This window comes from Flavobacterium sp. CFS9 (assembly GCF_041154745.1).
In the GTDB taxonomy this organism is placed as follows: domain Bacteria; phylum Bacteroidota; class Bacteroidia; order Flavobacteriales; family Flavobacteriaceae; genus Flavobacterium.
On the sequence record NZ_AP031573.1, the window covers coordinates 139,954 to 153,984 of the forward strand.

The window sequence follows — 14,031 nt, forward strand, 5'->3', positions numbered from 1 at the left end:
CGATTATGAAAAATTATATACTCCTTTGCTTAACAATTATCTGTTCTTTTTCAACCGGCAGCTATGCGCAACAATCGAAAATTAATAGTGCTGATAAAAACTACGATAATTATGCGTATATCGACGCTATTAAAACCTATGAACGTGTAGCTGATAAAGGATACAAATCGGAAGATTTGTTTAAGAAGCTCGGAAACTCATACTACTTCAATTCGAACTTTGAAGCTGCTGCAAAATGGTACGGTGAATTATTTGCGATGAACACCGCTGTCGAGCCAGAGTATTACTATCGATATGCACAATGTTTAAAATCAACCGGACAAACAGATAAGGCCGCTAAAATTATGACGGAATTTTTGGCTAAATCTAAAAACGACGACAGAGCAAAATTATATGCCGAGGATGTTAATTATCTGGACAAAATCAAAGCCAATTCCGGTCGATACAAAATTGAAGATGCCGGAATCAATTCTAAATACTCCGATTACAGTTCCTTTGTGTACAACGGTAAAATATACTTTGCCTCTGCCCGGGATACCGGAAACTTTTCGCAACGCAAACACAAATGGACCGGAGAGTATTTTACGAATTTGTATTTTGCCGATACAGATCCTGCTGCCAACAGTACAGCGAAAGTTAATAAATTTAAAACATCTCTTAATACAAAGTTTCACGAGTCTTCCCCTGCTTTTACGAAAGACGGACAGACAGTCTACTTTACCAGAAACAATTATATAAACGGTAAAAAAGGAAAAGATGATAACAAAATTACTTTAATCAAAATATACAGAGCCACTCTTGAAAACGGAAAATGGGCGAACATAACCGAACTTCCTTTTGACAGTGATAATTACAGTACAGCACATCCTGCACTTAGTCCTGATGAAAAAACACTCTATTTCGCTTCAGACATGCCCGGAACATTAGGACAGTCTGATATTTATAAAGTAAGCATCAATGGCAACGGCAGTTATGGCACACCTATGAATTTAGGTAAAACTATAAATACACAAGGAAAAGAAACATTTCCATACGTTACCAGCGATAATGAAATCTATTTTGCTTCTGACGGACATCCGGGATTAGGTGGTCTGGACGTTTTTGTAGGTCAAATCGAAGATAACGGAACCATAAGCAATATTCAGAATGTTGGAGCGGATGTTAACTCACCTAAAGATGATTTTGCCTACATCATTGATCCTGCATCCAGAAGAGGCTATTTTAGTTCTAATAAAGATGGCGGACAAGGTTCTGATGATATCTACAAATTTCTCGAAACAAGAAAACTACAATGCATACAAGAGCTAAACGGAATCATTACAGACGCTGAAACCTTAGCCGTTTTGCCAAACACAAAATTAACCTTGTATGACAATCAGGGCAATATAAAAAACACTACTATTTCAGATGCAACCGGTTTTTACAGTTTCCCTGTCGAATGTGGAAAAACGTATAATGTAAGAGCAGAAAAAGAAGAATATACAACCAAGGAAATTAATATTACCATTGGAAAACTAACCGGAAAAACCAGTCTTCCTATTGCTTTGGATAAATCCGCCTGTAAAGTCACCATTGGTGATGATTTAGGAAAATGTTTTGGTATCAAAATGATTTACTTTGATCTGGATAAATCAAATATCCGTACAGAAGCTGCTCTGGATTTAGAAAAAATACTTGATGTCTTAAACAGCCATCCAACAATGAAACTTGATATTCGCTCACATACAGACAGTCGTGCTACACATCAGTACAACGCAGCCTTATCCGGCAGAAGAGCTAAATCAACGATTGACTGGCTCGTTAAAAACGGAATCGCTAAAAACAGACTGACCGGAAAAGGATATGGAGAAACCCAACTGGTAAATGGCTGTTCTGACGGTGTACCATGTACAGAAGAACAACATCAAATGAACAGAAGAAGCGAATTTATAATTACGGCTTTGTAAAAAACCAAACTCAAATATTCCTGAAAAATCCAAATTCCAATCAGAACCTAGTCAGTTCTTGGAATTTGGATTTTTTTTATTAGGGATAATGCTTTTTCCCTTTCAGGGCATAAACCATAACATGACTCATAGCGCTTTGCTGCAGTTGAGGTTCTTTCAGAGCAACTGACCCATTTTTCACATCAGGCATACCTTACTGACTATTACATATACTTCCAAAAAAAATCGTTGCAATTCCCGGAATTGCAACGATCTATAAAAACTAACTAGTCTAATATTTTCTCTACATCTTCACAAAGATGTTAGTATAGTATTTCTTTCCGCTTTTAGGGTCAATCGAAACCGACAAACCAAAATGAGTATAGTCTCCTTCAATATTTGCCTTGTGTCCCGGGCTATCTAACCAGGCTCTTAAAGCAGCCTCAGAAGTTTTATAATTGTAAGCAACATTTTCACCTACTTTTTTAGCACCTAAAACACTCATGATATTATTGGAACGCGCAGTAAAATCATTATGATCGACCACATTGTTTTCGATCATGTATTTATTGTGCTCTTCGCACTTAAATGAAACGTGATTGATTCCCTGCAGAGCATTTAGACCAATACTTACCCGGTAATTATTGATAAGTTTCATCGATTCGATTTCCGAATCATTGTAATTGTAGTTAGCAACGACAGTCTGGGATGTAGTAGCATTTTCACTACCTTCTGCACTGTCCGCTGAACAGGAGCTCATTGCAACTAGTAGGGCAACTATTGCAACGAACCTCATGTTACGCATCATCTTTTTCATAATGACATAGTAGTTTAATTTTTAAAGTAGATGTTGGGGCAAATCCTTTAAATATTTATTAAAATAAATTGATCTGTTTCTTTCTCAAACTTATTCAATTTATCGTTAAACTACAAATAATATCGACAAAATACGCAATAATTTTATAATCAAATGTAATTATCCTACAAGCTAAGAAGATAACCTTTCAATCTTCCATGAAAAGTCAGATTGGCTTTGATAACGAATTCTGTCATGCAATCTATTTGGTCTTCCCTGCCAAAATTCTACCTCTAAAGGAGTTACTAAAAAACCACCCCAATTTTCAGGTCTCGGAATGTGTTTTCCTTCGAACTCTTTCTCCAGTTTTTTCAAATTTTCTTCCAAAAAAGTTCGAGACGGAATCACTTCGCTTTGCTTCGAAACAATCGCTCCCAATTTACTTCCATCGGGGCGAGAATCAAAATAACCATCTGATATGTTCTCTGATGTTTTTACAGCTATTCCTTTTATGATTACCTGGCGTTCCATCTCCTGCCAGAAAAAAGACAAACAAACATGTGGATTTGCGGCTATCGCCTTCCCTTTTTCCGAATCATAATTGGTATAAAAAATAAAACCTTCCTCTGAAAATCTCTTTAATAAAACCACTCTTGATTTTGGAAAACCATCCAATCCAATTGTCGATACCGTCATGGCATTAACTTCTCCGCTTGCACCAAAATCTTCTACCTCATGAAACCATCGGTTAAACAGATTAATTGGGTCTTCGGGAATATTCGTTTCTAATAATTCACTCTTTTCGTAAGATTTTCTATAATTACTTAAATCGTTCATGATTTTAGATTTTTGATTGCTGACTGTTGATTGCTGATTTTTACACAACGCGTAAATTACATTTTACATTTCACAACTTAAAACTCAAAACTCCTCCCGTCATCTCCCAAAAGTGTGTTTGAAAAAACGGTTTCGGCTTCTTCTTTAAAACGTTCGATACCATCATAACGTGTTGAATAATGCCCCAGAATTAACTTCTTTGCATTTGCTTTAAGCGCAATTGTTGCCGCTTCTTTTGCGGTTGAGTGTAGCGTTTTCAGTGCCAAAGCGGCTTCTGATTCCAAAAAAGTAGATTCGTGATACAAAACGTCAACATCCTTAATTATAGGAAGTACGTCTTCGTGATACATTGTATCGGAACAAAATGCATAACTCATTGACGGAATAGGATCAAAGGATAGTTCTTTGTTCTTTATTACAGTTCCATCATCAAGTGTAACGTCACCGCCGCCTTTTATTTTTTGAAAATAGGCAGTATGAATATTGTATTGCTGAACCGCTTCTACATTTAATTTTCGATCACCGGGTTTTTCCTGAAACAAAAATCCGTTTGTATACACGCGATGCTTCAAAGGAATTGTTTTTACAATAACCTTACTGTCTTCAAAAATAACTTCACTTTCTGTTGACTCTAATTCATGAAAAAACAATTTGTAGGTCGTCCAGGATTCCGTCAATTTTAATTGAAGCAGAATAAGTTCCTTAATCCCTTTTGGTCCGTAAATATGTAAATCGGTCGTTCTTCCCAAAAGAGAAAAAGTAGAAATAGTACCGATTAATCCATAAAGATGATCTCCGTGAAGATGCGAAATAAAGATGTGATTTATTTTTGAGAATTTAATCTTATTCTTTCTAAGCTGAACCTGTGTTCCTTCACCACAATCAATTAAAAATAAACGATTTCGTATTTCTAAAACCTGTGAAGTAGGATTAGTTATTGTTCTGGGAGTTGCGGCATAACAGCCTAATATGGTTAATTTCAATTTTACTGTTTATTCGTTTATTTGATAAATCGTTTAATCGGCTAAAACTAATTTAAATCGATTAAACAGTTAACCGAATAAACAATTAAACTTATTTAAAAACCAAGGTCTCTTTCGATTTCCTCCATTTCGATAATATCATGTGCTTCCAAAAGTGACGGAACAACGACTAATTTATCTGAAATGGCATTAAAGTCAAGATCAGAAACTACTATTACAAATGATTTTTTGGCTTTCTTCTGCTGCTTGGCCAGAGGTAAAAAAAGTTCCACCTCTTTTTCCGAAACATCACTATCTGCTGATAAATCGATTATAATATTTTGCTTTTCAAAGGTTTTAAACTGTTGCGTTACTCTTTCTAAAAAAGCATTAAAATCCCCCTGAGTATCTTTAATTGTAACGGTATGTCCTTTTTGATCTACTTTCATTTTTATACTATATACACTTCTGATTTGAAAAGCTAAGGTACGAAGTTTTTTTAGTTCTCGGGAGCAGTTCTCAGTTTTCGGTCACAGTTCTCAGTTTTCAGTCGCGGCATCCAGTCTTAACTGAACGGTTTGAAAACTGCGACCAAAAACTGAAAACTATATCAATTATTGCTGAATCTTAGAAGCCAGCAAATAAATCACCGCCATTCTGATCGCTACTCCGTTTTCAACCTGGTTCAAAATCACGGAATGATCAGAGTCAGCCACTTCAGAAGTAATCTCCACTCCCCTGTTAATTGGTCCAGGGTGCATGATTACGATTTCTTTTCCTAGAGAATCCAATAAGGGTTTATCTACTCCATATTGCTGTGCATATTCACGTGTAGAAGGAAAAAAGTTCACATCCATACGTTCGTTCTGAACACGAAGCATGTTAGCAACATCGCACCACTCTAAAGCTTTACGTAAATTTGGTTCAACTGTAACACCTAGTGATTCAATGTATCTTGGAATCAGTGTTTTTGGTCCGCAAACTTTTACCTCAGCGCCTTGCATCTTCAAAGCATATATGTTTGACAAAGCTACTCTCGAATGCAGAATATCTCCTACGATAACCACTTTTTTTCCGGCTACATCGCCTAATTTTTCTCTAATCGAATAACTGTCTAATAAAGCCTGAGTTGGGTGTTCGTGTGCTCCGTCTCCGGCATTCACAATACTGGCTTTGACATTTTTGGATAAAAAATAAGCCGCTCCGGGATTGGAGTGGCGCATTACAACCATATCCACTTTCATCGAAAGGATATTATTTACAGTATCAATAAGAGTCTCTCCTTTTTTAACTGAAGACTGGGCTGCCGAAAAACTAATCACATCAGCCGATAATCTTTTTTGTGCCAATTCGAAGGAAAGTTTTGTTCTCGTACTGTTTTCGAAGAAAATATTGGCAATGGTAATATCTCGTAATGAAGGAACTTTTTTAATAGGTCTGTTAATGACTTCTTTAAAATGATCGGCCGTTTCAAAAATCAGGTTAATATCATTCTCGTTGATATATTTGATTCCTAATAAATGATCTACGCTTAATTCTTTCATCTTTATTGTTTAATTGTTTATTTGTTTAATCGTTTTACTGTTCAATCGTTTATTTTTTTAACCGTTTAATCGTCTTCTTTGCGATCCAACGTTTAACTGATTTAACAGTTCAACTTTTTTAATTTCTTTAATCATTTAATCGTTTGGGTTTTCCGATTAAACAATTAACCGGTTAACCGATTAAACTAATTTGTCACTAAATGAACAACATCTTCACCATCATTCTCTTTCCAGCTCACTTTTACTTTTTCGCCATTAATAGCATCGACCTGACGGCCGCGATAATCGGGTTGAATTGGTAAATTACGGCTAAAACGTCGGTCAATTAAAACTAACAATTCAATTTCTGAAGGTCTTCCAAAAGACTGAATAGCTGTTAATGCGGAACGAATGCTTCGTCCGGTAAACAAAACGTCATCAATAAAAATGACTTTTTTATTTTCGACTATAAAATTGATTTGGGTTTTATTTGCTTCAAGCGGTTTATCCGTACGGCGGAAATCGTCTCTAAAAAAGGTGATATCCAAATAACCCAGAGAAATTTCGGGTGTCTTGTACTCGCTTTCTAATATCTGTTTCAGACGTTCGGCTAAAAAAACACCTCTTGGCTGAATTCCGATTAAAATAGTATCTGAAAAATCAAGATGTTTTTCGATTAACTGACAAGCCAAACGATGGAGTATGATAGTAACTTCTTTTGAATTAAGTAATACTTTTTGGCTCATAATTAAGTATAATGTTTGGTTGGGCAAATATACAAAATCAGAATTTATTTGTTGTCTCTTTCTAAATACAAATATTTGAATAAATTTTTAGCGTTGTAATACCACAAAGCATTCTTTTTAAATTCAGCAGGAATGAATAGCGATAAATTAAAATTCATTGCTCATGAAACAACATTAAGTTAAGAAAACCTTTCGTACAACATGATCGGCGTAACTTAATTTAATCAAGTACTTTTTGCTATTTTATTATATTTGACAAACCAAAACAAACTTACCTATTCTTCTCACCCCATATCGTCTTTAAAAATCGAATACGTACCGAAAAAATGAATTCTTATCTCACAAAAATAGATACTTTTATAGGCAGTCTTGATCAAGAAACCTTAGCCGTTTTAAATAGCATCTCAACTACCAGGACTTTAAAAAAAGGAGAATTTTTATTACAGCAAGATGAAATTTGCAGTAAAAGTTACTTTATAGAAGAAGGGATTGTCAGAAAGTACTATCTCGATGATGGAAAAGAAATCACTACAGAATTATATTTTAAAGATGATATCGCGGTATCTTTTAATAGTTATTGTCTGCAAAAGCCAAGTAAAGAATTCATTCAGGCCGTCACAGACATCACTATTTCACAAACTGACTATAAAGGATTTCAGAATGCAAAAAAGCAATTCCCAAAATTGACAGAATTAGATTTGATGCTTACTGAATATTATGCAATTTGGCTGGAAGACCGCTTGTTTCAGTTTCGCACACTGGATGCTAAGACCCGCTATCTTAAATTAATTAAAGAACATTCGCATATTATCAAAAACATCCAGCTTACGCATATTGCTTCTTATCTTGGAATATCTTTAGAAACTCTAAGCAGAATCCGATCCAAAATTTAAATCTATTATTTGACTTAAGTCAAATTTCCCGTGATTTATCATTTCGACATTTGTTTCATAAAATATAAAAAAATGAAACAAAGAATTATAGGATTTGACCTGGCAAGGGCATATGCCATCTTCGGAATGTTTATTGTTAATTTCAATATGGTTTTTGGTTCTCATAACGACCAAAGTACCATTGCACAATTTATGTCTCTTTTTAGCGGCAACTCAAGCTCTGTTTTTGTAATACTGGCCGGAATGGGTATTGCACTTATGACCAACAGACTTGAATATACTACTGCCGAGAAAAACAAGCTGAGAAATACCATCCTCAAACGAGCTGTTTTTTTATTTGTCATTGGACTTTTGCTTAACCTGGTGTGGCCTGCCGATATTTTGCATTTTTACGGTTGCTACATGTCCATAACTGCTTTTATAATATTTTTAGACAAAAGGTTTTTTCTGTTTCTGGCGACTGTGGCTGTCCTTAGTTTTCACTTTTTAATTTTTTTCATCCCCTATGAAACAGGCTGGAACATTGCCACTTTTCAATACAAAGATTTTTATACCGTGAACGGGTTTATCAGAAATACTTTTTACAATGGCTGGAATGCTGTATTCCCCTGGATTGCTTATTTTCTTTTAGGAATGTATCTCGGAAGACTAAACTGGACCAACATCAAAATACAGAAGAAAATGTTTGTGATTGGGCTTTTGATATATGTAACGATAGCATTATTACAATTATTCTCAAGCCAATTTGTGCTTTCAGAGAATTTACATTTATTCATCAACGCCGATTATCTCCCTCCATACCTCCCTTTCATATTAAGTACATCCGGATTTGCTCTGATGGTGATAGCCTTCTTTATGTATATCGGAGAAAAAAACATCAGCAATCGATATATCCAAAATTTTGCACCAACAGGTCAAATGACGCTAACACACTATATTTCACATCTTACTATTGGAATCATTTTATTTGCTGTGTTGATGAACAAAGATTTAGCTGAAAATCTGGCGGATCAGGAAGCAACAAAGCCAATTTACATTTTACTATATTCAATTGCGTATTTTGTAATCAGTTACTACTTTAGTAAACTTTGGTCAAGACACTTTAAGAATGGTCCATTTGAAGCCCTTATGCGAAAAATAACCCACTAACTAAATTTTACTGAACCCAGCGCCCAATCATCTTGAACCTGACATAAACTGTCCAAAAAACATCCTTTGAAGCTAGAGATTGAACTAAAAGTTTACATCAAAAAAACTTTTTTCCTTCCTTCAATTTAAAATTATACTTTAGCAGTAGAACATCTTAAAAAAGTCCCGTAAACTTATTCTTTATGGAGCAAAAACAGAATTAAAACGATGGATAAATACAAGGAAACTTTCGAAACCTGGGATAAAATTGCGACTCTTTATCAAAGTAAATTCATGGATTTAAATCTGTACAATGAAACTTATGACTTTTTTTGTGATGTTTTAAAAAACGAACAGATCCATATCTTTGAAATTGGTTGTGGCCCCGGAAATATCACAAAGTACTTATTATCAAAGAAAACCAATTTAAAAATCTGGGGTATTGACATTGCACCCAACATGATTGAATTAGCACAAAAGAACAATCCTTCTGCCAGGTTTGAAGTAATGGACACGCGAAACCTCAACAAAGTAAATCAAAAATTTAATGCTATCATCTGCGGTTTTTGTTTACCCTATTTATCTGAGGAAGATTGTTCGAAACTAATCTGCGACGCTGAGAAGATGCTTTGTCCTAACGGTATTTTTTATCTTAGTTTTGTTGAAGGACAATCCTCTGAATCAGGTTTCATTTCGGGAAGTACTGGAGACCGAACCTATTTTTACTATCATAGTTTAAAGTATATCGAAAAACAACTTTTTGCAAATAATTTCAAGATCATTCAATTGTTTGAGATCAAATATCCAAAATCTGAAAATACTGAAATCCATACGATACTAATTGCTCAAAAAAATGAACGAAATCATTGAACTTTCTGAAAAAACAATAACCCTAAACAGAAATGAATTTCTTAAAGTAAAAGGCAGTATGGACGATACTATTTACTTTGTAGAAAGCGGCAGTCTGCGTCTTTTTGTTCTGGATGATGACGATGAGGAACAAATCATTCGATTTGGCTACCGGCAAAATTTAATTGTGTCGCTGGATTCTTTCTTAACCGGAAAACCTTCTAATTTGTGTATTCAGGCGATTAAAAAAACAGTTGTAAAGGTTATAACAAAGAAACAAATCGATCAGTTTTTAAAAATTGAAGCCAATAAAAACCTATGGATTTCTATTTTAGAAAACTTAGTAGTGCAGCAAATGGAACGTGAAATTGACATTTTAACCAACTCTCCAAAAGAACGATACCGAAGAGTTTTAATGAGAAGTCCGCAGCTTTTTCAGGAAGTCCCGAACAAACACATTGCCAACTATCTAAGAATGACACCCGAGACTTTATCAAGATTAAAAAAGTCTTGACTTCGATCAATATTTTTCAGCAAAACATTTTGAAACTTTGTTTGAAAAATTAAACCTATGCAATCAGAAAAACTCATACAATTACTAATCGATCAAACGAGAGATAGTATCAATCAGGCAGAGAAACTTAAGAATGACGATATACAAACCTTGACATGGAGAGAAGCGGCAACATCATGGAACATTTTGGAATGCATGGAGCATTTGAATTTGTACAGTGACTATTACCTGCCTCAGATAAAAGACAAAATAAAAAACTCCAAAACCTCTTCTGACACCCATTTTAAAAGCGGATTTTTGGGAGGCTACTTTGCCAAAAGCATGCTTCCTAAAGAAAAGCTGAACAAAATGAAAACTTTCAAGGACAAAAATCCATTAAACTCTAAACTGGACAGGAGTGTAATCGATACATTCATCAACCAACAAGTTGAATTATTAACACTACTGGAACAAGCCAAAAATGTGAGTTTGAATCGCATTAAAATCCCTACTTCTATATCCGGTTTACTAAGACTAAAACTGGGAGATACTTTTCAGTTTTTCATTCATCATATCCTGCGGCATCTGAAACAAATCGACACTATAAAAGAGGCTATGAAAAAGACCGTTCCCGTACATGAACTTTCATAGCCTAAAAAACGAAACCCCACTTACAAACGCAAATGGGGTTTCGAAAAAAAAAAAAAAAAATCTACTTCACAATTAGTTTAGCCGTAAACAATTTACGGGAATGTATTTTTAGAATATAAACTCCTTTTGGTAAATCCTGATTGATTAGAGAAAACTTATTATTGTTCACATTTTTCGTAGCATACAACAGCTTTCCTTCCATGCTGTAAATTTCTATTTCGTCAATAGGATATTCGGACTGAATAAAGGTTTCTGTATCATTCTTTGTTGGATTTGGATACACTCTCAAACCGTTATCAATTTTAAATTCATCATTGTTAAGATGTGGATCGATAACTTCAAAAGAAACTCTGTTTGAAACTTCATTATAAGAATCGTTGGTAAACATTACCAAAAAGTATTTCCCTTTTTCTGTTGGTAATTCAGTAGCAGCAATATTCTTTGTTCCTTCAGAAAGCCCTTCGAAATAGGTGTAACTAACCAGTGGTTTTTCATTCGGATTATCTCCATCATGATAAATCCCCAACCAGTCTTTTACAATTCCAGGAGCATCTGTCCATGAAGCCGTAATCTGCTCGCCCAAATCATAAACCGGTTTATTGATCCATAATTCGGTAACAACCGCACCGACTTTAAAAAATACTTTGTTTCCAATCGGATTGAATCCATCCTGTAAATAATACTCGGCATAATAGTAGCCTTTTGGTAATCCTGTGAAAGACTTAGCATCTGCAACCGTTGTAACATATTGCCAGCTTGTTGCTGTAACTCCGGATCCGGGATTAACTCCCATTCTGTAAATACCAATCCAGTCTTTGGCCAATTGTGGGCCATTTGTGTAACTAATAACAATAGGAGTTCCAACAGAATACTCGGTTTTATCCGTTGTTAAGGTTGGAACCGGTCCTACATAAAAGTACTTTCTAGGTGCAATTTCTGTATAGCCTCCATTTGAGAATATTGCGGCATAATAACGTCCTTTAGTCGCCAATCCGCTAGAGAAAGTGATAAATCCGCTGGCACTTCCGTCTGTATATTTCCAGGTCTGCGATGGCGAAGAACCTCCCGGAGTCTGTCCTTCTTTGTACAATCCGATCCAGGTTGAAGTACTGGACGGAGCATCCGTAAAATCAACTTTGATAGGCGCGTTCAACGCATAGGTCAAAGCATCTGTAACTATTGCTGTATTTACATTGTTACTTCCTGTAATGGTAAAAGTCTGAACATCACTCCATGGCGACCATTCAAGATTACGATCTCTGTATCTTAGTTTCACATAGTATTTACCATTTGGAAGTGAATTAGATGCCAAATCCATTTTGGTAATATCTACGCCTAAATTAATATTTACAGTTGAATCTTTCTTAGTGCCGTACTTTCCGTATAAATTTTCGAAATCTCGATACACTTCTTTCTTTACAATATCGAATGTTGGTGTCTGAGAAATCAAAAACTGACTGGTATTCAACTTCTCATCTGTAGTTGTAGTATAAGTCGATCCGGACACGGTTAGCGGCAATGTATTTGTCGCAGTAAAAGTATTCGTAATCGAAGGTTTGGCCGGTGCCGCTTTGTTTTTGTATCGATGAAATTCATCCATTAACTGGTTGTTCTTCCATTTATCAACACTTCCGATAGAATAGCTTTCAATATCCATTTTTCCGTTGGTCACGTCAATATCCACAATTTGGTAAATCCAGTTGCAGATGGTTTTCTGCACATCATCAAAATCCTGCTCTGTCGAAGATCCCCAATATTGATCCCAGGCTGTACCTCCCGAAATAATATTATAGGTAGGCGTATTTTTCAATTGTCCGCGGTGATACAAATGATGGTGCGCTCCAATATGCATGGAATATTTTGGAGAAGTTACCAATAACGGTACAGCTGTATTACGAACCCAGGTCGAAATATCGCCCACGTATTGTTCTGCCTGATAAGGTCTGTGACTTAACGAGAAAATCCAGTCTACCGTAGGATCGGCGTTTGCTGCCGTAATAACCTGCTGTAACCAGCTTAGCTGTGCTGCACCCGTATGTTCTGAACTCAAACTGATAAACAAAACATTACCCGCTTGCTGTGCATAATAATTCTCTGTTCCTGACGAAATTCCTTTGTACGAAAGTTCACTGATGTAAAAATGATCGTAATAAGAGTTCATTCCCAAGGTTCCGTAAGTTTCATGGTTTCCAACTGTGGTCTGAATAGGTATATTCCCCGATAAACCTCTGTTCTTCTTAAAATGAACATTTTCATAATGATCTAAAGTTCCCACATCGACCTGATCTCCCACCATAAAAGTCATCGAGATATTATCATCCGGAGATAAATTTTTCCCCCATTTCTGTCTTATTTTTCTTTTGGCAGCTGACACTAAAGAATCGTAACGCGGAACGGCTTTCAATTGATTGTCCCCCATAATCAAAAAACGAATATGTCCATCAGCTGTGGCAGCTTGTCCCGGATTGGGTAATGTTTTAAAAGAATAAACCGAAGACACATCTGCTCCGGTTTTTATTCTGTAGAAATATTTTGTGTTAGGCGAAAGGTTCGTCAGCTTCGCACTATGATAGAAATAATTTCCCGGATAACCCGAATCTGTAAAAACATTTGTATTACCGGTTACAGTAACATTTAGACTAGATGCTGTCGTTCCGTACTCTACAATAGATTCCGGATTACTCTCTGTTTTCCAGTTCACATAAATCGATGTTGGTGTCGCATTTTGCAGATAAGGAAATAAATTTTGTGCTTTTGAAGTATAACTGAACCCCAGCAGCAACATAAATAATAAGTAAAGTTTTTTCATACGTTTTTTTGTTTAGACCGAACAAAAGTATTGTACGAAAACGTAATAGCTTTTAAGAAAACATTACCTTTCCCTTATCTTTACCTCTCTTTATTGTTAACTCATTCAACTGTTTACTCCATTATTTTCAACAACTATAATTTAGATTTTATACCCTCAAAATGCCGAATCAATTGAGTCGATGATTGTTTTTAAGAGCTTAAATCATAGAACTTTTCCATTAAATTGTGTAAGGTATTTTTTATTAGTTGATGTAATTTTAACTTATACCGATTAAAACTTTTCGATTATTTTAAAAAACACTTAAACATCAAGGTCATGCAAAATAGAATCCAACGTTTGTTAATGGTATTTGTACTATTATTTTCATTTACGAGCTGTGAAGTCATCGGCGACATTTTTAAAGCCGGAATGGGCTT

Annotated in this window: 13 protein-coding genes; 6 read left to right on the forward strand and 7 right to left on the reverse strand. The window is 35.3% G+C overall.

Annotation, left to right across the window (positions count from 1 at the left end; translation table 11 throughout):
* The first annotated feature begins 5 nt into the window (after nucleotides 1-5).
* Nucleotides 6-1,946 (forward strand): OmpA family protein, encoded by a 1,941-nt coding sequence (locus tag ACAM30_RS00360; RefSeq protein ID WP_369616703.1) that lies wholly within the window; start codon nucleotides 6-8, stop codon nucleotides 1,944-1,946.
* Nucleotides 1,947-2,229: 283 nt separating this feature from the next.
* On the opposite strand, the gene ACAM30_RS00365 is transcribed toward ACAM30_RS00360, so the two are convergent.
* From ACAM30_RS00365 to pyrR, 6 genes are all read right to left on the reverse strand, one after another.
* The gene (locus ACAM30_RS00365; protein ID WP_369616704.1) at nucleotides 2,230-2,742 is read right to left on the reverse strand and encodes a CAP domain-containing protein; all 513 of its coding nucleotides are present in this window, start codon (nucleotides 2,740-2,742) and stop codon (nucleotides 2,230-2,232) included.
* A 171-nt stretch (nucleotides 2,743-2,913) separates the two neighbouring features.
* On the reverse strand, nucleotides 2,914-3,558 hold the full coding sequence (gene pdxH / locus ACAM30_RS00370) for a pyridoxamine 5'-phosphate oxidase (protein ID WP_369616705.1): 645 nt from the start codon (nucleotides 3,556-3,558) through the stop codon (nucleotides 2,914-2,916).
* Between the two features lie 77 nt (nucleotides 3,559-3,635).
* On the reverse strand, nucleotides 3,636-4,541 hold the full coding sequence (locus ACAM30_RS00375) for a ribonuclease Z (protein WP_369616706.1): 906 nt from the start codon (nucleotides 4,539-4,541) through the stop codon (nucleotides 3,636-3,638).
* A gap of 95 nt (nucleotides 4,542-4,636) precedes the next feature.
* On the reverse strand, nucleotides 4,637-4,969 hold the full coding sequence (locus ACAM30_RS00380) for a ribonuclease Z (protein WP_369616707.1): 333 nt from the start codon (nucleotides 4,967-4,969) through the stop codon (nucleotides 4,637-4,639).
* A gap of 165 nt (nucleotides 4,970-5,134) precedes the next feature.
* A complete protein-coding gene (locus ACAM30_RS00385) occupies nucleotides 5,135-6,064 on the reverse strand; it encodes an aspartate carbamoyltransferase catalytic subunit (protein ID WP_017497616.1) in 930 nt (309 codons plus the stop codon).
* A gap of 185 nt (nucleotides 6,065-6,249) precedes the next feature.
* The gene (gene pyrR / locus ACAM30_RS00390; protein WP_099708618.1) at nucleotides 6,250-6,789 is read right to left on the reverse strand and encodes a bifunctional pyr operon transcriptional regulator/uracil phosphoribosyltransferase PyrR; all 540 of its coding nucleotides are present in this window, start codon (nucleotides 6,787-6,789) and stop codon (nucleotides 6,250-6,252) included.
* Nucleotides 6,790-7,115: 326 nt separating this feature from the next.
* On the opposite strand from pyrR, the gene ACAM30_RS00395 reads away from it, so the two are divergent.
* The 5 genes from ACAM30_RS00395 to ACAM30_RS00415 all read left to right on the forward strand — a co-directional run bounded on the left by ACAM30_RS00395 (nucleotide 7,116) and on the right by ACAM30_RS00415 (nucleotide 10,803).
* Nucleotides 7,116-7,682, forward strand: a complete 567-nt coding sequence (locus tag ACAM30_RS00395; RefSeq protein WP_369616708.1) for a Crp/Fnr family transcriptional regulator — start codon at nucleotides 7,116-7,118, stop codon at nucleotides 7,680-7,682.
* 72 nt (nucleotides 7,683-7,754) lie between these two features.
* On the forward strand, nucleotides 7,755-8,831 hold the full coding sequence (locus ACAM30_RS00400) for a DUF418 domain-containing protein (protein ID WP_369616709.1): 1,077 nt from the start codon (nucleotides 7,755-7,757) through the stop codon (nucleotides 8,829-8,831).
* A 207-nt stretch (nucleotides 8,832-9,038) separates the two neighbouring features.
* Nucleotides 9,039-9,680 (forward strand): class I SAM-dependent methyltransferase, encoded by a 642-nt coding sequence (locus ACAM30_RS00405; protein WP_369616710.1) that lies wholly within the window; start codon nucleotides 9,039-9,041, stop codon nucleotides 9,678-9,680.
* The gene (locus ACAM30_RS00410) at nucleotides 9,664-10,173 is read left to right on the forward strand and encodes a Crp/Fnr family transcriptional regulator (protein WP_369616711.1); all 510 of its coding nucleotides are present in this window, start codon (nucleotides 9,664-9,666) and stop codon (nucleotides 10,171-10,173) included. The genes ACAM30_RS00405 and ACAM30_RS00410 overlap by 17 nt, the downstream gene beginning before the upstream one ends.
* 57 nt (nucleotides 10,174-10,230) lie before the next feature.
* The gene (locus ACAM30_RS00415; RefSeq protein ID WP_369616712.1) at nucleotides 10,231-10,803 is read left to right on the forward strand and encodes a DinB family protein; all 573 of its coding nucleotides are present in this window, start codon (nucleotides 10,231-10,233) and stop codon (nucleotides 10,801-10,803) included.
* Between the two features lie 61 nt (nucleotides 10,804-10,864).
* Here the strand turns inward: ACAM30_RS00415 and ACAM30_RS00420 are convergent, their stop codons facing one another.
* The gene (locus tag ACAM30_RS00420; protein ID WP_369616713.1) at nucleotides 10,865-13,612 is read right to left on the reverse strand and encodes a fibronectin type III domain-containing protein; all 2,748 of its coding nucleotides are present in this window, start codon (nucleotides 13,610-13,612) and stop codon (nucleotides 10,865-10,867) included.
* Between the last annotated feature and the right edge of the window lie 419 nt (nucleotides 13,613-14,031).